Origin of the sequence: Agrobacterium sp. SORGH_AS 787 (assembly GCF_030819035.1) — a bacterium.
In the GTDB taxonomy this organism is placed as follows: domain Bacteria; phylum Pseudomonadota; class Alphaproteobacteria; order Rhizobiales; family Rhizobiaceae; genus Agrobacterium; species Agrobacterium larrymoorei_B.
In genome coordinates this window covers 617,501-638,816 of sequence record NZ_JAUTBG010000002.1, presented here as the reverse complement: position 1 = coordinate 638,816, position 21,316 = coordinate 617,501, and the positions used below count along the sequence as shown (strand labels likewise).

The following is a 21,316-nucleotide window of genomic DNA, read 5'->3' as shown; positions in this document are numbered from 1 at the left end:
CGACACCCTAAGCCCACATTGACAACACACCCCCACAGCGGGATACCGGCATGACAACAGAAGGAATGCCGCCCTTGCATAATCTGCTGACCGATATTGACGGTGTTGCGGTGGGCCATGCCACCGATCTGGCGCTTGGCTCCGGCGTGACGGCCATCGTCTTCGATGAACCGGCGATTGCCTCCGGCTCGGTTCTAGGTGGTGCGCCGGGTGGGCGCGATACGGCGCTTCTCGATCCATCGATGACGGTGGAGGCGGTGGATGCCTTCGTGCTTTCCGGCGGATCGGCCTTTGGGCTCGATGCGGCAGGTGGGGTGCAGGCGGGGTTGCGGCAGGTCGGGCGCGGCTTTCCGGTGGGCAACACCCGCGTGCCGATCGTGCCGCAGGCGATCCTGATGGATCTTTTGAATGGCGGCAATAAGGATTGGGGGCTGCATTCGCCCTACCGCGATATGGGGTATGAGGCGTTCAAGGCCGCCTCGAACGAACCCTTTGCGCTCGGCACCGTGGGTGCTGGAACCGGCGCCTCTACGGCAACGGTGAAGGGTGGGCTTGGCTCCGCCAGCGCCAAAACATCATCCGGCATTACCATCGCAGCCATCGTCGCCGTCAACGCTATGGGCACGGTAACGGTGGGTACGACGCGCCACTTCTGGGCGGCCCCGTTTGAGCGTCAAAGTGAGTTTGGCGGGCTTGGCTTACCAGCGCAGTTTACCGAGTCCGATACGGCGTTGCGCTTTAAGGGTATGAGGCCGATTGCCACCACCATTGGCGCGGTGGTGACGGATGCGGTGCTGACCAAGGCGCAGGCGCACCGGCTTTCGATCCTGGCGCATGATGGGCTTGCCCGCGCCGTGCTGCCCTCGCATCTTTCCGGCGATGGCGACACGATGTTTGCCGCCGCGACGGGCAGACGCCCGCTCTCGCAGCCGAGCGATTTTGCCGAACTCTGCCATCTTGCTACGCTTGTCATGGCGCGTGCCATTGCCCGCGGCGTGTTCGAGGCGACCGCGCTTCCCGATGAGGGCGCGCAGCCGTCCTGGCGGGATCGCTTCGGAGCCGTGCAGCCATGAGCGACACGCCATCGCGCCCGCCTCTCAAGCCCGTGCTGCGGGTGGATTTTCCACCGGGCGAGCGGCTGGGGCGCGGTAAGATCGAGCTGATGGAGCATATTGTTGCCACCGGCTCCATCTCTGCGGCCGGACGCGCCATGGACATGTCCTACCGCCGTGCCTGGCTGCTGGTGGATGCGCTGAACCACATGTTCACAGAGCCGGTGATCGAATCGCAGCGCGGCGGCAAGCAGGGTGGCGGTGCGGGGCTGACGCCTTTTGGCGAAGAGCTTCTGCTGCGCTTTCGCGGCATGGAAGCGCGGATGCGCGAGGCGCTTCAGGCCGATCTCGACTGGCTGGACGCCAACCGGGCAGCCGACGATCGCAAGACGTTAGACCCTCCGTCTCAATAGGGATCAAGTGCCGCCGATTTGACGATGGCGAAGACCGGGCTTCCGGCTTTGAGCGACAGCCGCTCGATGGAAAGGCTTGTTAGCCGCGATTGGATGAAGGTGCCGTGGCACGCCACCTGCACCAGCGCCATGCCATCGGCCAGCGCGATGCCCGTGATGCGGCCTTCGAGAATATTGAGCGCGCTCAAGCCCTCCGGTCGCACCGTTGCCAGCATCACGTCTCGCGCCGGAATATGCACGCGCACCGCCTTGCCGGGCTCTGCGCTTTGCGCGGGTACCTGAAGCGCAGTCTGGCCGAGACGCACCGTCGCCAGCCGATGGGCGGCATCGAAGGCCTCCACCGTGCCGGAGAGAATGCTGCCCGCTTCACGCCGCTCCAGATAGGTGCTGAAGGCGGGCTGCGAGAGGATATCCGAGGCCGGGCCTGCGGCATCGATCCGGCCATCCTTCATCACCACCACCTGGTCTGCCAGGCGCGAAACCTCACTCACCGAGTGGCTGACATAAAGGATGGGGATCATCGTCTCGTCGCGCAGCCGTTCCAGATAGGGGATGATCTCGGCCTTGCGCGCCTCATCGAGGGCGGCCAGCGGCTCGTCCATCAACAGCATGCGGGGGGAGGAGAGGAGCGCCCGGCCAATCGCCACCCGCTGCTTTTCGCCACCGGAGAGCTTTTCCGGCCGCCGCTGCAACAGCGCGCCGATGCCGAGCATCTCGATCACATGGGACGTGGCGGCCGCATCGCTACCCGCACCAGAAAAACAGCGGCCATAATGCAGGTTCTGCTCCACGCTCAAATGCGGAAAAAGCCGTGCTTCCTGAAACACATAGCCGAAGCGCCTTTTATGCGCGGGCGTGAAGATGCGTTTTTGCCGATCCGCCAGCACAGCGCCATCCAGTTCGATCCGCCCTTCATCCGGCTTCACCAGCCCGGCAATGATGCGCATCACCGAGGTCTTGCCGGAGCCGGAGCGGCCGAAAAGCGCGGTCACGCCTTTGTCTGCGGTAAAACTCGCATCCAGCGTGAAGCTGCCCAGCCTGTGGCGGGCGTTGAAGGACAGCGTCATGGCCCGGCCACCCTTCTGCTCACCATGCGCGCCAGAGATTCTGACGCCAGCAGCGCCACCATGGAAATGACGATTGCCACCAGTGTCAGGCGCATGGCGCCCGCATCTCCGCCCGGCACCTGGGTGAGACTGTAGATGGCGGCAGAGAGCGTTTGCGTTTCGCCGGGAATGTTGGAGACGAAGGTGATCGTCGCGCCGAACTCGCCCATCGCCTTGGCAAAGGCGAGGATCATGCCGGCAATGATGCCGGGCAGGGTGAGCGGCAGTGTCACCGTCAGGAACACCCAGAGCGGGCTTGCCCCCAGCGTTCCCGCCGCCTCCTCCAGCTTGCGATCCACCGCCTCGATCGACAGGCGGATGGAGCGCACCATCAGCGGAAAGGCCATGATGGCGCAGGCAAGGGCGGCACCCGTCCAGCGGAAGGAAAAGACGATGCCGAAATGCTGATCGAGAAACGCGCCGATCACGCCCTTGCGGCCAAAGAGGATCAGAAGCAGAAAGCCGGTGACGACCGGCGGCAGGATCAGCGGCAGATGCACGATGCCATTCAGCAGCGACTTGCCAAAGAAGCGCCCGCGCGCCAGCGCCAGCGCAATGAGAATGCCGAAGGGAAGGCTTGCCAGCATGGCAACGGTCGAGACCCAAAGGCTCAACCGTATCGCCGTCCATTCTTCCGCACTCAGCGATAACCAGTCCAAACTGCCATTCCTGTTCTTAAGCGCCGGGGGCGCAACGCCGCCCCCCACTTTTGCGAGACCGGCGCTTGCGATCTCACCGCCTATCGTTCTCGCAAACCGCTGAGCAACTTTGCGCGATTTGCTTTAAGGATTTATTCCGATGCCCGGTTCTGAAGCATGGTCCACGCAAAAGTGCGCAGCGGTTTTGCGATCACGACATGCGGCAAAACAACGGCCTGGAGCGTCGGGCGCGAATCGGAAAGATCGCGATAAGCCTCTAGCCAAAGACGAGCAGCGTTTCGGCGCAAACGCGGTCAGAGCCGACGCGATGGTGCGGCTGTGAAAGCCCGTCGCGCTGTTTCAGACCTCGCGCCTTTGCCTTACTTCAGAACCGTAAAGCCTTGCGCCTCAAAGAAGGGCGCTGCCTTGGCCGATTTCAGAAATTCCAGATAGGCGGCCGCGGCCGGGCTTTTGGCATCCTTCAGCATCGCGACGGGATAGATGATCGGCGGATGCGAATCTTGCGGAAAGGTGCCGACGATCTTCACGCCGGGATCGGCCGCCGCATCCGTCTGATAGACGATGCCATAGGGCGCTTCCCCGCGCGAGACCAGAAGCAGCGCCGCCCGCACACTTTCCGCCCCCGCCACCTTGCCTGAAACCGCGGACCAGACCCCAAGCTTCTCCAGCGCCGCCTTGCCATATTTGCCCGCCGGCACGGAATCCACCGCCCCCATGGCAAGCTTGCCATTGCCGATAAGAGCCGAAAGATCAAACCCCGGCTTGATTTCCACCGGCTTCGCATTTGCCGCAGGCGCAACCAGAACGAGGCGGTTACCCAAAAGATTGCTCCGCGTGTCCTCTTTGATCAGCCCCTTGCCCGCCAGATAATCCATCCAGGCCAGATCCGCCGAAATGAAAACATCCGCCGGCGCACCCGCCTCCACCTGCTTCGCCAGCGCCGAACTCGCGGCATAGGACACCACCACCTCATCGCCGCGCTCCTTGGCGAACTCGGCATTGGCCGCATCCAGCGCATTCTTCATGCTGGCCGCAGCAAAGACCGTGACCTTCTCGGCGGCCAGCGCCGGGGAGGAAAGGACAGGTGCCGCAAGGCACGCGGCGGCGATGGCCCATGCTGCGGTTTTCAGAATGATGCGGCGGTGAAGTGTCATGATTGCTGCCCCTCAAGCGAGATATCTGGTTGGATATATCGGTGGTAATGGAAGGGGGTTATGTTTGCAAGGATATAGCGCTTATTTGTGTTGGATATCATGATGGAAGCGGGTTGTCTCACCGTAAGCACGGTTGTTTCTCGCTAATATCCAATCAAGCAATTTTCTGCTTTTCTAAAACTCAATTAGGTAGTAGTTCGAATTAGTTCAACTGAGAGTTAAGTATGCATCGTTCGTCATTGATGTTTGCAAAAGCTACGGAAAACAAAAAGAATAGGTTAGCACACCCTACTGCCCGTGCTTTTGAGGCATCAGAATGGAAAAATGCGCTTTCCGAAATAGAAGATAAGAGCGAGCGTGATCTGGCGTTGACCCAATCTGCTATTTGGTTCGGGGAACAAATCAAAATAGCGCGCCAGTATACTGATACAATACTGTCCCCACTGAACAGGAAAGACGCGATACTTGTTGCGGTTGCGCAGACCAATCGAGAGTACGCCACATTGCAGCAGCGCATGTCGAGAGCGCGCCACGAAGACCGCAAGCGAGAATTCATTGATCTCAACCTTGCGAGCCAAAGGTTGATCAAGACTGGTCGGCCCGGAAACGCTCTTCCAGCAGATGACTTGAATGACGCTTTAGTCGATACGCTTCCGGTCTGGCTCCATCAAGCATTCGGACGTCCGACCGAAAATAGTCTTCTGGTACCCGATCTTACTGAAATCGCCATTCCCGCTCTTCGCGCGTTCACCTTCGAATTGACGATGTCGAAACTGTGGCAACAGTGTCTCTGGTCTGACTGGAGGTTACGCAGAGATGGCCCGCAACTGACGTTATCGCCAAATGACAAAGCTGCAGAAACACGTCGTCACGCGTGGCTCTTTCGTCAACAAGGAATTGCTACACAGTATAGTTTCGTTGACTTGGCAGCCGAAAATGCGGCTAAGAAGGCCAACGTGAAAATTGCCCGTCCGCAATCTAGGACCATCATCGGTGAGGAGAGTCGCCCAGGACGGCGAAAAGATTTTGTTATAGGGCGCGCTAACAATCGGGTTCCATCCTATCTGCAGACCCATATGTGGACCAGTGTTGAGAACTCTTATGTCGGAATGTTTTTAGACGCCCCGCTTCCAAAGCTGGGGTTGTCCTGTAATCAACTGCAAAAAGTTTGGTGCGTGATCTCAGATGCTTGCGGTGTACTTCTAAACAAATGCGCCGACCATCGGCCGGTCAACGTAAGGACGTTGCGTGATTGGGCTTTGGTTTGCCGTAAAACGAATCTTAGAAATGCAATTGTTGCTAGTTGTAACATGTCACCTGCGGTTACTGAATTAGCGATGGATTTCTTAACTTATGACGGGTCAGACTTCCGACGTGGGGTGTGGTCTATGCCGCTCGTTCAGCTACCCGATGACGATGTGGTGCTCATGTGTCGATCACCGCTGGAAATAGGCAATCCCGTGAGGAGAGTTGAGCAGTGGCTTGAGCGAGGTGGCTTAAGTGATAACCTGGCAGGAGCTAAACGCGGGAACTCTTACGAAGTGTGGGTACGGGAAGAGATTGCAAGGTGCTTGGCGAATAATCCTATCCTAAAGGACCTCGCATCTATCTTACGTCCGATCAAACCGCGAGACCCTTTGATAGGCGACATAGACGCAGCATTTCGGATAAAAAACCTAATATTCGTCTTGGAAGTCAAATGCCTTTTGACCCCGGCAGAGCCCATTGAGCAACATCGCTATCGTAACAAGCTTGAGGATGCCGCTAAGCAGGCTATCAGAAAAGCAGACTGGTTGATAAAAAACATCGATATACATCGGGAAGACTTTGGGTTATCGGCGAGCCAGACCGTTGAGATAAAACCGTTGGTGCTTACCAACCAAGGTTATGGGTTATCGTTAGAGATCGATGGCTGCCTCGTATGCGACTTCCACACACTTTCAGGTTATCTCAGGGATAACGCAATCGTAATTGGGGGCGCTCACTCCGGTATAAGCGGAACAACTGGTTACAGCCAGGAAACCCTATACCATAGCGAAGAGGCCGCAAGTCGAGGCTTGATACCACGTTTGAAGCAGCCTCCGACTTTAAAGCGCTATGTCGATAGATTGACCTGGTTCCAAAATAAGATCCCTTGTCACGATCCTCCCCTCGATACGTTGGTTGTCGCGGGTATACGTCTTTCGGAACCCGCGGGTGGTGCAACCAGAGCAGCGGCGCTCGCTTTGGAGAGATAGAGTCGGTAATACCGCTCACATACCCCTAAAACCTCTCACCCCCAAAATGCGCCACCTGCGCACCCGCCTCATAATAGGCCTCCTTCAGCGCCCGAAAACTCTGCGCCTTCGGCTCTGACACCGGCAGCGGCAAGTCGCTTTCGCTGATCTCTCCGGCCACATGGGCGGCCAGTGTTTTGCCGAAGGTGGTGCCCGGCGCGATGCCGCGGCCGTTGTAGCCGCAGAAGCCCACGACGTTTTTGGCGAAGCGGTGGAAACGGGGGACGGCGTTGTCGGTCATGCCGATCTGGCCGTACCATTCGCATTCGAACTCCACATCGCCAAGCTGCGGGAAGAGGCGTTTGAGCGAGCGTTTTGCCCAGGCGCGGTGGACGCTAGCACCCGTGTTGCGCAGTGCGCCGACGCTGCCGAAGACGAGGCGGCCGGCCTTGTCCATGCGGAAGGAGGAGAGGATTTCCTTGGTGTCCCAGCAGCCTTCGCGGCCAGGCAGAACGGACTTGGCGAGATTATCGCCCAGCGGGCGGGTGGCGAAGTTGAAATAGGGGAGGTAGACCTGCTCCTCGCGGATGATCTTCCACGGGCCTTGGCTATAGGCTTCTGTTGCCACGATGATCCAGCCTGCCGAGACGGAGCCGCGATCGGTGCGCACTCTCCAGCCTTCGCCATTCGCTTCCGTCGCATGCACCGGGCTTGCCGTGTGGATGATGGCGCCCGCCTTCAGTGCGGCGTTGGCCAGCCCGCGCACATAGGCAAGCGGCTGGAGCGTTCCGGCGCGTTCATCGAGAAGCGCGCCCGTGTATCCGCTCGTGCCGACCCGCCTTGCGGTTTCCTCCGCGCTCAGGATCCTGACCGGCGCGCCGCGGGCGGCCCACTGGTCGCAGCGCTCGCGAATTTCGGTGAGCCCGGCTTCGCCGACGGCGCAATGCAGCGTGCCGTTCTTTTCCAGCTCGCAGGCAATCTCGTGTTTCTCGATGATCTCGCGCACCAGGAAGGGCGCGTTGCCCAGAAGGTCCAGCAGGCGGTCGCCATAGACCGGGCCCAGCACATTGGGCAGTTCCTTCGGCATCACCCACATGCCGCCATTGATGAGGCCGACATTGCGGCCAGCGCCACCAAAGCCGATCTCCTTGCCTTCCAGCACGATGCATTTGATGCCGCGCTCTGCCAGATGGAGGGCGGCGGAAAGGCCGGTGAAGCCACCGCCGACGATCACCACATCCGTCGCCACATCCCCTTCCAGCGCGCTGGTTTGCGGCGGTGGCGGAGCGGTCTTTTCCCAAAGGCCATGCGAGCGGGGATCGTTATACATCGGGGGGCATCCACAATCATGAGGCAGCGTTGCCGGACAGGCGGTTGGGCGCCGTGAAGCGCCCTTCGGCAAAACTCTATCGCGGCGCTTCACCGCTGACCATCGACATATCGTCATCAATTCATGCAGGGCGGGAATAGCAGGTGAGCAGGCTCAACGGGATCGTGCGATGTGAAAGGCTTGAAAGAGCGTGCGGCCTCGGCCAATAGTGGCGCATCCATGCGTCGGCGGCTGTTTGCCGCTCGCAACGCTCACATCAGCCTTTCGGCGAGGAAGACCAGTCATGAAGCCCATCTTCGTTCAGCTCCAATGCGCACCCGGCAAGACCTATGAGGTGGCGGACGCCATCTACAAGACCGAACTGGTCTCGGAGCTTTATTCCACCAGCGGCGAATATGACCTGCTGTTGAAGATCTATCTGGAGCCGGAGCATGATGTCGGTAAATTCATCAATGACAATATCGTCAACATTCCGGGCATCGTGCGCTCGCTGACGACGCTGACGTTTACGGCGTTTTGAGAAGGGGTTGGGTTCGGGGGTCTTGGGAGTCGGATGCCTGTGAAGCCTGGAGGGACGAGAAGGCGAAAACCTCTCGGTCGTCATCCTCGGGCCTGACCCGAGGATCTACCACCCCATCCGTAAACGCTTGAAAACGTGGATCCTCGGGTCAGGCCCGAGGATGACGGGAAGGAGAGATTGAGCCTCATCGCAACGTCGTGCGGAGGCGGACGTCTCGCGGTTTAGGGTGGAGGAAATGGCCGAAGAGCCTATTCGGCGTCGTGTGCCGTGGCTGAAAAAGACTGGCTGAAAATCAAAAGGCGATGCCGGATTGAACGGGCATCGCCTTTATCGTTTTCGAAATATGGTGTCGTGACAGGCTGAGGATGGGTTCAAACCAGCGCTGCCACGTTACGATTGCGCACGAGGTTGCGAATGGCGGCGCGCACGTCTTCGGCGCTGTCGAAGCGTTGCTCGTCCAGATCGTGGACGTGGAACTTGACTGCGATGAACTTCAGCCGATTGTTGTCCGGAACGACGATGCCGACAGGTTCGCCAGCGAATTCGATAACTTGCTTTTGCATACTACATACTCCCGCTGTGGCTTGATCACACAGCATAAATGTCGAATTGAATTTCAGGATTTGGGGGACTTAAACAGTCACCACATTCGACAGCAGCGGGAACACATGGATTTGTGCCCGGCATTCGAGATCCGATGACCTAGGATCGCGGCAATGCGCGTATATTTCGACATGACACTCTCCTTTGCTCGTGTTGACCCGGAATACCGGAGAATCACTCTCCAGTTGAATCACTGATATCCCGGATTTGCCTCGGAATCAATGATTATCAATATAGGTAGAATATTTTTCTTTATGATGACAGGACGGGGGCGGAAATGTGAAATTTTTGTTTATCCGGCTTGGTTGCGTCAAAGCGCCGGAACTGCCGAAGATCTCGTGCCTGTCTTAATTTGCCGATGGCGGGTAGAGGTGATCGTTTCCGTTGAAATCGGAGACGGCGTAACAACCCTCGGCCTGTTTCGTCGCCGCATTCTGACCGATGACGGCTTTTCCGTGGCCGCCTGGAATATCCAGCACATAGGTCGGCTGGCAAAGACCCGAGACATGGCCGCGCAAGGCAGAGACGATCCGCTGGCCTTCCTCGATGCTCAGCCGAAAGTGGCTGGTGCCGGGCGCGAGATCGGGGTGGTGCAGATAATAGGGTTTGATGCGGTTTTCGACAAAGCTGCGCATCAGCTCTGCCAGCACGGCGGGATCGTCATTGATGCCTTTCAAGAGTACTGTCTGGCTGACCATGGCGATGCCGGCATCCACCAGCCTCGCGCAGGCGGCCTTCGCCTCATCCGTCATCTCCCGCGGATGGTTGGCGTGCAGCGCCACATAGGTCGTTTTGCCGCTGGCCTTCAGTGCGGCAATCAAGTCAGCATCGATCTTCTGCGGCTCGACCACCGGTACGCGGGTGTGGAAGCGCACGATCTTCACATGCGGGATGGCGCTCAAGCCCTCCATGATCGTCAAGAGACGGCGGGGTGAGAGCACCAGCGGATCGCCACCGGTGAGAATCACTTCCCAGATCTCCGGGCGGGAGCGGATATAGTCGAAGGCGACGGAGAGCTCATCCGGGCTCATCATGCCATTGCCCTGCGGGCCCACCATTTCGCGGCGAAAGCAGAAGCGGCAATAGACCGGGCATACATGCACGGCCTTCAGCAACACCCGGTCGGGATAGCGATGGACGATGCCGGGTACAGGGCTATGCGCCTCATCGCCGATTGGATCGGCCCGTTCCTCGTTCGTCTGGTAAAGCTCGGCCTCATTCGGGATGAATTGCAGGCCGATTGGATCTTGAGGATCGGCGGGATCGATCAGTTTGGCTACCGTCGGCGTCAGCGCCACGGCATAACGTTCCGCCACCGGGCGCACGCGTTCCAGCGCGGCCTCGTCGATCAAGCCGGCCTCGTAGAGATCGTCCGGCGATTTCAGCGCGCGTATCGTCATGATCCATAGGCCGCGACGGGCGCCCACATGACGAGGTCTATTCTCGGCGCGCCGGTTGCCAGCATCACCAGCCGGTCGAAGCCAAGCGCAATGCCGCTGGCTGGCGGCATGATGGTGAGCGCTGCCAGAAGCTCTTCATCGATCGGGTAGGTCTCGCCATAGATGCGGCTCTTTTCCTGCATCTCGATCTCGAAGCGGCGGCGCTGCTCATCCGCGTCGGTCAATTCACCGAAGGCGTTGGCAAGCTCCACGCCGCAGGCATAAAGCTCGAACCGTTCGGCGACGCGACCATCGCGCGGCGAGCGCCGGGCAAGGGCAGCCTCGCCGACCGGATATTCATCAAGGATCGTGGCGCGACCGAAACCGAGTTCCGGCTCAACCTTCTCGACGATGATGCGGCTGAAGATATCGGCCCAACTATCATCCTCTGCCGTGCGGATGCCCGCGCTTTTGGCGAGTTGCGCCAGATGATCGCGGTCGTTCTCGCCACTGGCCGAGACCGTCGCCAGTAGGTCGATCGATGCATAGCGCTGGAAGGCCTCGGCGACGCTGAGCCGCTCGGGCGCGAGAAACGGGTCCATCTCGCCGCCGCGATAGGCAAAGCGCCTGGTCTTCGCTGTCTCGGCAGCGAGCGCCAGAAGATCGGTGCTGTCGGCCATCAGGCTCTCATAGGTCTCGCCCGCGCGGTACCATTCCAGCATGGTGAATTCAGGATGGTGAAGCGGTCCACGCTCGCGGTTGCGATAGACATGGGCAAAGCAGGCAATGCGCGTTTCGCCCGCGGCCAGCAGCTTCTTGCAGGCAAATTCCGGCGATGTATGCAGGTAAAGAGGCGCGTTCTCGCCGCTCGTCGTAATACCGGTGGTGGCGAAGGCGTGCAGATGCGCTTCGTTGCCGGGTGAAATCTGCAAGGTAGCGGTATCGACCTCGATGAAATCGCGATCGGCAAAGAAGGAGCGGAAGGCACGCTGGATGGCATTGCGGCCCATCAGGAAGGGGCGGCGGTCCATATGGACTTCCGGCTGCCACCAGGATGAGGTTTTGTCTGCGCGCGTGCTCATCTGCCCGTCTGTCCGCTGTCTCTTTTGACCAGGGCGTGTCTCAACGCCTGCTAATCCGCTGGTTGAATGTCCGTTTCGGCGACACCCGTTTGAAAACCATATGACAGTTTTCGCTTCGCGTGTCTGAAAGGCTGGCAATTCTCCCGGAATTAAGGTAGTTGCGCCCCAGAAAACAGACAAAACGTCCATCGGGTCAGTGCAGCCGCGCCGTCCTTACGACGCATTTCATTGAGTTACAAGGAAATCATATGGTCAAGGTTATCGCCTCATCCGTCCGCAAGGGCAATGTTCTCGAAGTCGAGGGCAAGCTCTATGTCGTTCTCACGGCCAATAACTTCCACCCCGGCAAGGGCACGCCCGTTACCCAGGTGGACATGCGCCGCATCGTCGACGGCGTGAAGGTATCCGAGCGCTGGCGCACGACTGAGCAGGTCGAACGCGCTTTCGTCGAAGACCTGAACTTCCAGTTCCTCTATGAGGATGGCGAAGGCTTCCACTTCATGAACCCGGAAAACTACGACCAGGTGGTCGTCGATGCCGAAACCATGGGCGACCAGAAGGCCTACCTCCAGGAAGGCATGACCTGCGTTCTCTCCATCCACGAAGGCATTCCGCTCGCCATCGAGCTGCCGCGCCACGTGACGCTGGAAATTGTCGAGACCGAGCCGGTCGTCAAGGGCCAGACGGCATCGTCTTCCTACAAGCCCGCGATCCTCTCCAACGGCATCCGCACCATGGTCCCGCCGCATATCGACGCCGGCATCCGCGTCGTCATCGCCACGGAAGACAACTCCTACGTCGAGCGCGCCAAGAACTAAGCGCGAGCAGGTGTTTGCGATTGAGAAGCCTCGGAGCGATCCGGGGCTTTCTTGTTGTGCGGCACGCATTTTCCGCGGCAAGCGCCACTGCAGCGGATGGCGTCGGACAAGAGATTATACGCCCGACGCCGGGCTGCTTCAGCCAGCGTTGACGAGGGTGTCGTAGACGGCAGTTTCCATCTCCAGGAAACCGCCGACGGATGCGGGGTCGGCGAAGGGGAATATCTGTGTCGCCCAGAATCCTCCGATACCGTTCTTACGGTCGATCCAGTAGTAAAGGTTGGCCAGTCCAGCCCAGGCAAGCGAACCTGCGGGGCGTCCGGTTGGGGCATCTTCGTCATTGATCATAAAGGTCAAGCCCCAGCTTTTGGGCATGCCAGGGAAGAACTCCGCGTAGTTCGACAGTGACGGGATGACGCCCGGCAGGCCTTTGATTTTCATCTCGCCGAGACCGTTGCGCGCCGCCATTGCCACCGTTTCCGGCTTGAGTACGCGACCGTTTCGACCATCACCGTCGTTGAGCCACATGCGGATGAATTTGGCATAATCGAGTGCGGTGGAATGAAGGCCGTGGCCGCCCATATGCACTTGCGGGTCCTGATCGAGCATGAAGTCGTCAAGCGGTTTCAGATGGCCCGTTTCGTCGCGCTGGTGCATGGTGACGTAACGCTCTCGCATAGAGGGCGTCATGGTGAAGGCAGTGTCGTTCATTTCAAGGCGGTCGAAAACACCTTCCTTCATCAACTGCCCCAGGCGCTTGCCCGTGATGCCTTCGCACACCTGCCCGGCCCAGTCGATGTTGGTGCCGTATTCCCAGTCGGTGCCAGGATCGAACAGCATCGGGGTTTTCAGCGAGGCGTGCGACGCCGTGATCACACTCGGCTGACCATGCTCCTGTGCCAGACGATTATAGGTCTCGTTGAAGAAGTCGTAGGCGAAACCACCTTGATGCAAGAGCAATTGGCGGGTGGTGACATCCGAGCGGGGCGCACGCAGGATGGGGTTATGCTCTGCGTCGAAGCCTTTGATCACCTGCAACTCGCCAATGGCGGGTGCATATTCCTTCGCAGGCGCGTCGAGATCCAGCTGACCGCTTTCCACAAGCTGCAAGCAGACCGTACCGGTAATGGCCTTCGTGGTGGAAAAGATGGCGCAGACACTGTCCGGCGTCATGTCAGTGTCTCCTCCCAACCGGCGCTTGCCGGCCGCACCTTCATAGATCGTTCCGTTCCTGTCGGTGACGGTGGCGGCAAGGCCTGGAACGCCCGGCGTGGAGTCGACGGCCTTTTGTAAAACGCCGTCGAGAATGGATTTCAGTTGATCAGCCATATGAGTTCTCCTCCTCATCATCCGCGTCCACTCGTGACACGGTCCAGCCAAGCGTAATCCCTATCGCTTGGCCGCAATGTCGGATTTCAGCAGATTCTAGCGGAAATCGGCAGATTTGCTGTCCTGCCTATCAGGGCTCGTCCGGTGGGTGGATGGGTCTGATCAACCCTTCCGGCGAAATGGGCGTCGCAGGCAAGGGAATGATTGAGACAGTCGCTAAAGCCTATCGCGATGTTTCAAACTCGCGTTCCACGCTTTCGTTCTTTGTTTTATCGTATATCCTTATTGTCAAACCGCTGAACACTTTGCGCGATATGCTTTGGGAGGAGCTGATGCTGGAAAGTGCTTTACTCTATGACGCCCAGGGGCGGCCGATCAGGCAGGAACACAAGGTCGCCTCGCATGATTGGGACGAGATCAAGGATTGGTCCAAACGCGTCTACATGCCTTATGAGGTGTCGCCTATCGGTGCGGCGAGCAGCCCTGATTCGACGATGCGCTCGGCCAAGGTGGGGCGAATAACCATGACCCGTTTTGCCTATGGCATCCCAGTCAACATCAAGGATTGGGACATGGACTCTGGCAATGCCGTGGTGCTGACGACGGTGGGCGGCAAGGCGCGGCACCGGACGGTGGGGCACGAGGCGGTCGAAACGGGCTATGGCGAGAGCTTCGTCGTGGATTGCTCACGGACCGATTACTACGTCGATTTCAACCCCGACCACCTCCAGGTCAATCTGACGATCCCTCATGCCGTGCTCGAACAGGTTTGTTTCGACACATTCGGGCATATCCCCGACAACAGGCTCTGGCAGTTCAAGACCGGCTTGGGCGGGCGCAATTCGAGCTGGATGGCGCTCATGGAATATGTGGCCCGCAGCATTGCCGAAGCGCCCGACAGAATTGCCCGCAGCCACATCGGGCGGCATCTGGAGCAGATGGTCTGCCTGCACCTGCTCAACGAATGGGCCAACCGCGCCGGATATGATTTGGACAATCCAGTGAATACCCTGGCGCCCGGTGTGGTTCGCCGAGCCGAAGAGTTCATGGCTGAACATGCGCGTGGCGATCTGCCTGCCATGCCCGAAGTCGCGCGCGCCGCAGGTGTCAGTTTGCGCGGCCTCACCGACGCGTTCCAGCGGTTTCGCGGTTACACACCCAGCCAGTTCCTGCGCGAACAGAGATTGCAAGGCGTGAGGCAGGCGCTTCTGCAATGCGGTACTGGCCTAAACGTCAGCAGCATCGCTGCCGACTATGGCTACATCCACATGGGAGAGTTTGCGAAGGCCTATCGCAAACGTTTCGGGGAGCTGCCTTCCGAGACACTCAAACGGTGATTTCTGAGGGGAATCGCATTTCGGAAAGCACAATGCGCGGATCAAAGAAGATAGAGCGTCCTTTGTGCGTCCAATAGAACGCACGGCGCTCTAAACAAAAATCCCGCAGCCGAGGCCGCGGGATCTCAAAAGCACCGGAATGGTGAAGCGCTTACATGCCCTTCGGCACGTTGGACGCGACCTTGACGGCTGCGACCGAGTTCGGAGATCCGACGGCATAGCCGCCGCCGAGTGCGACGCTGAGTGCGACGTAATCCTGTGCGGCCTGCTGAACGGCGGTTGCCAGGTTGGCTTGCGCGTCGGAGACGTTGCGCTGGGCGTCGAGAACGTCGAGCAGCGAGGATGCGCCGTCGCGGTAGCTGGCGGTCGCGAGCGAGAGGGCTTCCTTGTAGGAATCAACCGTCTTGCGGTAGGCGTTGACCGTCTGCTGGTCGCGGTTGAGCGCCGTCAGAGCGTTTTCGACTTCTTCGACGGCGTTCAGCACTGTGGACTTCCAGGCGAGGTACTGTTCGCGGGCAACCGACTTCTGAATGTCGACGCCTGCACGCAGCGCGCCACCGTCGAGGATCGGCAGCGTGATGGTCGGACCGAAGCCCCAGCCATTCGAGGTACCGCGTGCGCCGCCGCTGATGCGGGTGTAGCTCGGGGTGATCGAACCGCTCAGCGTAATGCTCGGGAAGAGCTGCGCTTCGGCAACTCCGATATTGGCAACGGCTGCGGCCAGCTGACGCTCGGCGGCGCGGATGTCCGGACGGTTGCGGATGAGGTCGGCAGGGATGCCGGTGCGCGGAATGGCGCGCGCGACGGGCTGGCGTGCGCCGCGCTGCAACTCGACCACCAGCGAATCAGCCGGCATGCCGAGAAGGGTGGCGATGCGGTGGGCTGCACGGCGGTAATTGGTTTCAAGCGTCGGCATCTGCGCCAGCGTCGAGTTGACCAGACCTTCGGACTGGACGACATCGAGACGCGAAGCAGCACCGGCTTCCAGCTGGAGCTTGGTCAGATCCAGCGTCTCGCGGCGAGACCCGAGGTTCTGGCGGGCAATCGCCAGACGCTCCTGGTAGTAGCGCACGTCGATATAGGCAGACGCTACCGAGGAGATCAGCGTCAGGCGCTGAACGTCAGCCGTTGCGTAGGCTGCATCGAGCGACGCGGCAGCGCTTTCCTTTTCGCGGCGGTAGCGACCGAAGAGGTCCAGCAGCCAGGACACGTTGAAGGCGTTGCTGGTGGTGTTGGACGTTCTGTTGCCGGAAGAGGAGGGGAGGCTGCCGCCGCTACCTTGCGTCTCATGGCGGAAGGTCGAGCCAAGCTGCGGCAGCGAACCTGCGCCGGCGACCGTGATGTTCGATTCGGCCTGGTTGATGCGCTCGATGGCCTGCAGAACGGTGAGGTTCTGCGACAGACCGGTCGAGACATAACCGTTCAGGCGGCTATCGTTGAATGCTGTCCACCATGCGACCGTGGCAATGTCGCCATTGCTGGTCTTGCTGCCTTCGGAGAACTTGGCTGGCAATTGGGTTTCCGGCGCCTTGTGGTCAGGGCCGACGACGCAGCCTGAAAGCAGGAGCAGCGTCAGAGGAATGGTCGCACGAAGTGACAGCATATGGTTATCCCGGTTTGTGTAGCGCACTGGGCGCTCCTCAGTCGAAGCGAGCGTCGCGTTGCCGTGTGCCGAAGGAGGGGCAGCTTTCGAATCTGCCATACTTCTATCAGCCTCGATTTGCATTGCTAGCATATTTCAACGGTTGTTAACGTTTAGAAAGCCGCCTGATGATCACGAAGAAGGACGGTACGAAGAAAATTCCGAGCAGTGTTGCAGAAAGCATACCACCCAATACCCCAATACCGATCGCATTCTGCGCCGCAGAGCCTGCACCGCTTGCAATGGCGAGTGGCACGACGCCCAGAATGAAGGCGAGCGATGTCATGATAATGGGGCGAAGGCGCAGCTTTGCCGCTTCCAGCGTGGCATCGAGCAAGCTCAATCCATGTTCCTGCCTCTCCTTTGCAAACTCCACGATAAGGATGGCGTTCTTGGCTGCCAGACCGATCGTGGTCAGCAGTCCCACCTTGAAATAGACGTCGTTGGACTGGCCGAAGACATGCGCGGCGGTGACCGCACCCAGCACGCCCACCGGCACGGCCAGAATGACCGAGAAGGGGATCGACCAGCTTTCGTAAAGAGCCGCAAGGCAGAGGAAGACGATCAGGACCGAGAGCGCATAGAGCATCGGCGCCTGCGAGCCGGACAGCCGTTCCTGATAGGAAATGCCCTGCCAGGCCACGGTGTAGCCACCGGGCAAGCTGGCGGTCAGCCGTTCCATCTCGTTCATCGCATCACCGGAGGCAACGCCTGGGCCAGCGGCACCATCGAGCGAAATGGCGCTGGTGCCGTTGAAGCGCGCAAGGGTCGGCGCGGCATTCTCCCAGCTGATCGTGCTGAAGGAGGAGAAGGGCACCATCTCGCCGCTGGTGTTGCGGGCATACCAGTGCTTCAGATCGTCCGGCTGCATGCGGTAAGGTGCGTCACCCTGCACATAGACCGGTTTCAATTCGCCATTCAGCGTGAAGTCGTTGACATCCCGACCGGCAAAGATGGTCGACAGCATCAGGTTGACCGAGGCAAGGTCGACGCCCATGGCGCCCATCTTCTCCTTGTCGAGATTGATCTTCATCTGCGATTCGGCATCGCGGCTGTTGGAGCGCAGCGAGCTGATATTCGGATTGCTGCTGGCGAGCTGGATCAGTTCCTTTGAGGCGTTGGTCAGTGCTGCGGTGCCGTTGCGGCCGCTATCCACAAGATACATGGAAAAGCCGCTGGAGGTGCCGAGGCCCTGGATTGCGGGGGGAAGAAGCGGGAAGACCTGCGCATCACGGAACGAAAGGAACGTGCCCATGGCGCGCTGCACGATGGCCGCGGCATGTGCTTCCGGTGCTGTGCGTTCGGAGAAGTCCTTCAGCTTGGTGAAGACCATGGCGTTGTTCTGGCCGGAGCCGCCGAAGCTGAAGCCGAGAACGCCGAAGACGGATTCGACATTGGCGGCTTCCTTCTCACGGAAGTAGCTTTCCACCTGCTTCACCACCTCGTTGGTGCGCTCTGTCGTGGCGCCTGTCGGCAGCTGCACGATGGTCAAGAGCACGCCCTGGTCTTCCTGCGGCAGGAAGGAGCTTGGAAGGCGGGTGAAGAACCAGGCGCAACCGCCCAGCACGATGAGGAAGAGGATGGTGACGCGAACGGGACGCTTCAGCAGATGGCCGATGCTGCCGACATAGCCATCGGTCGTGCGACCGAAATTGCGGTTGAACCAGGCCGCTGGGCCACGTTCTTTCTTGGCATGGACCGGCTTCAACAATGTGGCGCAGAGGGCCGGTGTCAGCACGATGGCGACGACGGCCGAGAGCAGCATCGCCGACACGATGGTGATGGAGAACTGGCGGTAGATGATACCGGTCGAGCCACCGAAGAAGGCCATGGGAATGAAGACGGCGGTCAAGACAAGCGCGATGCCGATGATCGCACCGGTGATTTCGCCCATCGACTTTTCCGTCGCCTCGACCGGGGAGAGACCTTCCTCCGACATGATGCGCTCGACGTTTTCGACCACGACGATCGCGTCATCCACCAGAAGGCCGATGGCAAGCACCATGGCGAACATGGTCAGCGTGTTGATCGAGTAGCCGGTCAGCGCCAGCACACCGAAGGTGCCGAGCAGAACCACCGGCACGGCGATCATCGGAATGAAGGTGGCGCGCAGGTTTTGCAGGAAGACGAGCAGAACGACGAAGACGAGCACGATGGCTTCGATCAGCGTGTGGACAACCTTTTCGATCGAGAGCTTGACGAAGGGCGTGGTGTCGTAAGGATATTCGATGACCACACCTTCCGGCAGCGAGCCTGCGACGCTGGTCAGCGCGTCCTTGACGCGGGCTGCCGTATCCAGCGCGTTGGCGCCGGTCGCAAGGTTCACCGCGAAGCCGGCGGAGGGGCGGCCGTTGGAGCGGGAATCGCCGCCATAGCTTTCCTGGCCGATTTCCACGCGGGCCACGTCGCTGAGGCGAACCGTGGCGCCGTCCTTTTCGACCTTCAGGATGATGGATTCGAAATCGGAAACGGTGGTCAACTGGCTCTGGGCCGTGACGGTGACGTTGAGCTGCTGACCCTTGACCGCGGGCTGCGCGCCGAGCGAACCGACCGAGACCTGGGTATTCTGGCTCTCGATCGCGCTCGTCACATCGGCGGTCGTCAACTGATACTTGTTCAGCTTGTAGGGATCGAGCCAGACGCGCATGGCATATTCGGAGCCGAAGACGTTGATGCTGCCGACACCTTCCAGGCGCTTGATCTGGTCTTCGACGCGGGTCGAGAACACATCGCCCAGATTGGCGGAGGTGCGCTTGCCATCGGTGGAAATCAGCGCGCCGACCATCAGGATCGACGAGGTGGACCGGCTCACTTCGATGCCTTGCTGCTGCACCACATCGGGAAGCTGCGACTGAACGAGCTGGAGCTTGTTCTGCACCTGCACCTGGGCAATATCCGGCAGGATGCTGGTGCCGAAGGTAAGCGTGACAGTGGCGCTGCCAGTAGACGACGTTGACGTCATATAGGTGAGATCATCGAGGCCGGTCATGCCGTCCTCAATGATCGTCGTCACCGATTTTTCCACGGTCTCCGCACTCGCACCATTGTACGAGGCACTGATGCGGACCGTCGTCGGCGCAATATCGGGATATTGCGAAATGGACAGGGTGAAGATCGCCAAGACGCCGCCAAGCATGATGACGATGGCAATGACCCAGGCAAAAACAGGGCGCTTGATAAAGAAATGAGCCATCTGGACTGCGCCTTATCTGAATTGAACAGTTGAGCCGGACATGTGGGGCATGCCGGTCTTACTTGGCGGGCGCAGCAGGCTGAGCCTGCTTTTGCGGAACGACGATACCGCGATCGTCGATGGTGGCTTCGACAGGTGCGATGGTTGCGCCATCGGCAATCCATTGGAAGCCGTCGACGATCAGCTTGTCCCCGTCCTTGACGTTTTCCGTCACCAGCCAAGAATTGCCGGACTGGCGGCTGTTGGGGAAGGTGCGGGTCTCGACCTTGTTTTCCGCGCCCACGAATTTGGCCGTCAACTCGCCATTGGCGTTTCGCGTCGCTGCTCTCTGCGGAATAAGGAAGCCCTTCTCCTTGCCGATGGCAAGTGTGGCACGCACATACATGCCCGGCAGAATGAGGTCGTTCGGGTTGTCGAACAGCGCGCGGATGGAAAAGGTGCCGGTCGTTTCGCTGACCGCCATGTCGGACATGTCGATCTTGCCGTCATGCTTATATTCGGTGCCGTCTTCCAGCGTCAGGTGAATGCCGGCCTTTTTCTCGCCGCTGCCGATGGTGCCGGCTGCTATCGCGTCACGAAGCCGGAGCAGATTGGCGCTCGATTCAATCAGGTCGATATAGATGGGGTCGATGCGGCGAAGCGTCGTCAGCGCCGTCGTCTGGTTCGCCGTCACCACATTGCCGACGGTGACATTGGTGAAGGAGACGATGCCATCGAATGGCGCACGGACCTTGGTGAGGTCGAGATTGATCTGCGCCATTTCCAGTGCAGCGCGGGCCTGCGCCACATCGGCCTGCGCCTGGGCAAGCGTGGTTCTGGCATTCTCCAGCTCAATCTGAGTTGCACCGCTGTTGACGAGGCGCTCATAGCGGACGAAATTCGCTTGTGCCGCGGGAATGCTCGCTTCCGCCTTGGCAAGGGTCGCCTTGGCCTGGGCGACTTCGGCCCCATAGGTATCGTCTTCGATCTGATAAAGAACGGTGCCCTGCTTGACCTCGCTGCCTTCCTTATAGGGAATCTCGCGGATGATGCCTGACACACGCGGGCGGATATCGGCGCTCTGATAGGCGCTGGCACGACCCGGCAGCACGGTGGTCAGCGGATTTTCGCTTTCCTTCATGGTGATGACACTGACGGGAGAGGGCGGGCGCTTGGCCTGCTGGGCGCCGGCATTCTTGCCATCGCCGCTATCGCTGCAGCCCGAAAGGACGCCTGCCATGAGAACCGTTGCTAGAAGGGCTTGAAGGCGTCTGGTCATCAATTTTCTCATATTGGAGTATGAAGGAATAGGGCTGCGCTTGATCGATCTTTTAAAAAAACACATCAGCCGCCCGGTCGTGGAGAGCGGCGCTTTCTTTCACTTCGTTCAAAGACCCGACTGACGCGACTATGACGCCAGATCAGGACAAGGGTAAAAATGCTGCAAGTGACGTAAATTTAAAATCGTCACTTTTCAAGGGCGTATTTCAGTGAACGATCAATC

The 21,316-nt window shown here is 59.6% G+C and carries 18 protein-coding genes (1 of these 18 only partly in view); 6 read left to right on the top strand and 12 right to left on the bottom strand.

The annotated features are described in order from the left end of the window. Positions 1–65 precede the first annotated feature (65 nt). Together QE435_RS12530 and QE435_RS12525 are read left to right on the top strand one after the other, a co-directional pair. The gene (locus tag QE435_RS12530; protein WP_349042852.1) at positions 66–1,073 is read left to right on the top strand and encodes a P1 family peptidase; all 1,008 of its coding nucleotides are present in this window, start codon (positions 66–68) and stop codon (positions 1,071–1,073) included. Continuing rightward, the gene (locus QE435_RS12525; RefSeq protein WP_349041574.1) at positions 1,070–1,465 is read left to right on the top strand and encodes a winged helix-turn-helix domain-containing protein; all 396 of its coding nucleotides are present in this window, start codon (positions 1,070–1,072) and stop codon (positions 1,463–1,465) included. Before QE435_RS12530 ends, QE435_RS12525 begins: the two co-directional genes overlap by 4 nt. On the opposite strand, the gene modC is transcribed toward QE435_RS12525, so the two are convergent. The 3 genes from modC to modA all read right to left on the bottom strand — a co-directional run bounded on the left by modC (position 1,459) and on the right by modA (position 4,384). Then, entirely contained in the window at positions 1,459–2,532 is a 1,074-nt protein-coding gene (gene modC / locus QE435_RS12520; RefSeq protein WP_349041573.1) for a molybdenum ABC transporter ATP-binding protein, read from the bottom strand. The two genes, QE435_RS12525 and modC, sit on opposite strands and share 7 nt — an antisense overlap. Then, positions 2,529–3,230, bottom strand: coding sequence for a molybdate ABC transporter permease subunit (modB, locus tag QE435_RS12515; protein WP_349041572.1), 702 nt, complete (start codon positions 3,228–3,230; stop codon positions 2,529–2,531). The genes modC and modB overlap by 4 nt, the downstream gene beginning before the upstream one ends. A gap of 359 nt (positions 3,231–3,589) precedes the next feature. Continuing rightward, positions 3,590–4,384 carry a molybdate ABC transporter substrate-binding protein gene (gene modA, locus QE435_RS12510; protein WP_349041571.1) on the bottom strand — a complete coding sequence of 265 codons (795 nt, stop codon included), beginning with the start codon at positions 4,382–4,384 and terminating at the stop codon, positions 3,590–3,592. Positions 4,385–4,608: 224 nt separating this feature from the next. Between modA and QE435_RS12505 the strand changes: the two genes are divergently transcribed. Further along, on the top strand, positions 4,609–6,621 hold the full coding sequence (locus QE435_RS12505) for a hypothetical protein (protein ID WP_349041570.1): 2,013 nt from the start codon (positions 4,609–4,611) through the stop codon (positions 6,619–6,621). 25 nt (positions 6,622–6,646) lie between these two features. On the opposite strand, the gene QE435_RS12500 is transcribed toward QE435_RS12505, so the two are convergent. Beyond that, positions 6,647–7,930, bottom strand: a complete 1,284-nt coding sequence (locus QE435_RS12500; RefSeq protein WP_349041569.1) for an FAD-binding oxidoreductase — start codon at positions 7,928–7,930, stop codon at positions 6,647–6,649. Positions 7,931–8,213: 283 nt separating this feature from the next. Between QE435_RS12500 and QE435_RS12495 the strand changes: the two genes are divergently transcribed. Beyond that, positions 8,214–8,450 carry an Lrp/AsnC ligand binding domain-containing protein gene (locus QE435_RS12495; protein WP_062424823.1) on the top strand — a complete coding sequence of 79 codons (237 nt, stop codon included), beginning with the start codon at positions 8,214–8,216 and terminating at the stop codon, positions 8,448–8,450. 371 nt (positions 8,451–8,821) lie between these two features. Here QE435_RS12495 and QE435_RS12490 read toward each other — a convergent pair whose 3' ends face one another. The 3 genes from QE435_RS12490 to epmA all read right to left on the bottom strand — a co-directional run bounded on the left by QE435_RS12490 (position 8,822) and on the right by epmA (position 11,514). Further along, positions 8,822–9,013, bottom strand: a complete 192-nt coding sequence (locus tag QE435_RS12490; protein ID WP_130976808.1) for a hypothetical protein — start codon at positions 9,011–9,013, stop codon at positions 8,822–8,824. A 387-nt stretch (positions 9,014–9,400) separates the two neighbouring features. Next, a complete protein-coding gene (locus tag QE435_RS12485; protein ID WP_309771842.1) occupies positions 9,401–10,453 on the bottom strand; it encodes a lysine-2,3-aminomutase-like protein in 1,053 nt (350 codons plus the stop codon). Further along, the gene (gene epmA, locus QE435_RS12480; protein ID WP_349041568.1) at positions 10,450–11,514 is read right to left on the bottom strand and encodes an EF-P lysine aminoacylase EpmA; all 1,065 of its coding nucleotides are present in this window, start codon (positions 11,512–11,514) and stop codon (positions 10,450–10,452) included. Before epmA ends, QE435_RS12485 begins: the two co-directional genes overlap by 4 nt. A gap of 248 nt (positions 11,515–11,762) precedes the next feature. On the opposite strand from epmA, the gene efp reads away from it, so the two are divergent. After that, the gene (gene efp / locus QE435_RS12475) at positions 11,763–12,332 is read left to right on the top strand and encodes an elongation factor P (RefSeq protein WP_130976805.1); all 570 of its coding nucleotides are present in this window, start codon (positions 11,763–11,765) and stop codon (positions 12,330–12,332) included. 138 nt (positions 12,333–12,470) lie between these two features. On the opposite strand, the gene QE435_RS12470 is transcribed toward efp, so the two are convergent. Further along, the gene (locus QE435_RS12470; RefSeq protein WP_349041567.1) at positions 12,471–13,661 is read right to left on the bottom strand and encodes a serine hydrolase domain-containing protein; all 1,191 of its coding nucleotides are present in this window, start codon (positions 13,659–13,661) and stop codon (positions 12,471–12,473) included. Between the two features lie 179 nt (positions 13,662–13,840). On the opposite strand from QE435_RS12470, the gene QE435_RS12465 reads away from it, so the two are divergent. Beyond that, positions 13,841–14,998: a helix-turn-helix transcriptional regulator gene (locus tag QE435_RS12465; protein ID WP_309771839.1), complete on the top strand. Its 1,158-nt coding sequence runs from the start codon at positions 13,841–13,843 to the stop codon at positions 14,996–14,998. Positions 14,999–15,149: 151 nt separating this feature from the next. On the opposite strand, the gene QE435_RS12460 is transcribed toward QE435_RS12465, so the two are convergent. The 4 genes from QE435_RS12460 to QE435_RS12445 all read right to left on the bottom strand — a co-directional run. After that, on the bottom strand, positions 15,150–16,601 hold the full coding sequence (locus QE435_RS12460; protein WP_130976803.1) for an efflux transporter outer membrane subunit: 1,452 nt from the start codon (positions 16,599–16,601) through the stop codon (positions 15,150–15,152). A 145-nt stretch (positions 16,602–16,746) separates the two neighbouring features. Then, positions 16,747–19,833: an efflux RND transporter permease subunit gene (locus QE435_RS12455; RefSeq protein ID WP_306934468.1), complete on the bottom strand. Its 3,087-nt coding sequence runs from the start codon at positions 19,831–19,833 to the stop codon at positions 16,747–16,749. A 58-nt stretch (positions 19,834–19,891) separates the two neighbouring features. Continuing rightward, positions 19,892–21,091, bottom strand: coding sequence for an efflux RND transporter periplasmic adaptor subunit (locus QE435_RS12450; protein ID WP_306934467.1), 1,200 nt, complete (start codon positions 21,089–21,091; stop codon positions 19,892–19,894). Positions 21,092–21,279: 188 nt separating this feature from the next. After that, a protein-coding gene (locus QE435_RS12445) for a TetR family transcriptional regulator (protein WP_349041566.1) crosses the window boundary here: on the bottom strand, positions 21,280–21,316 show its 3' portion. The gene runs 623 nt beyond the window's last position; the window shows 37 of its 660 coding nt (coding positions 624–660); its start codon lies off the right edge, out of view; it ends in the stop codon at positions 21,280–21,282.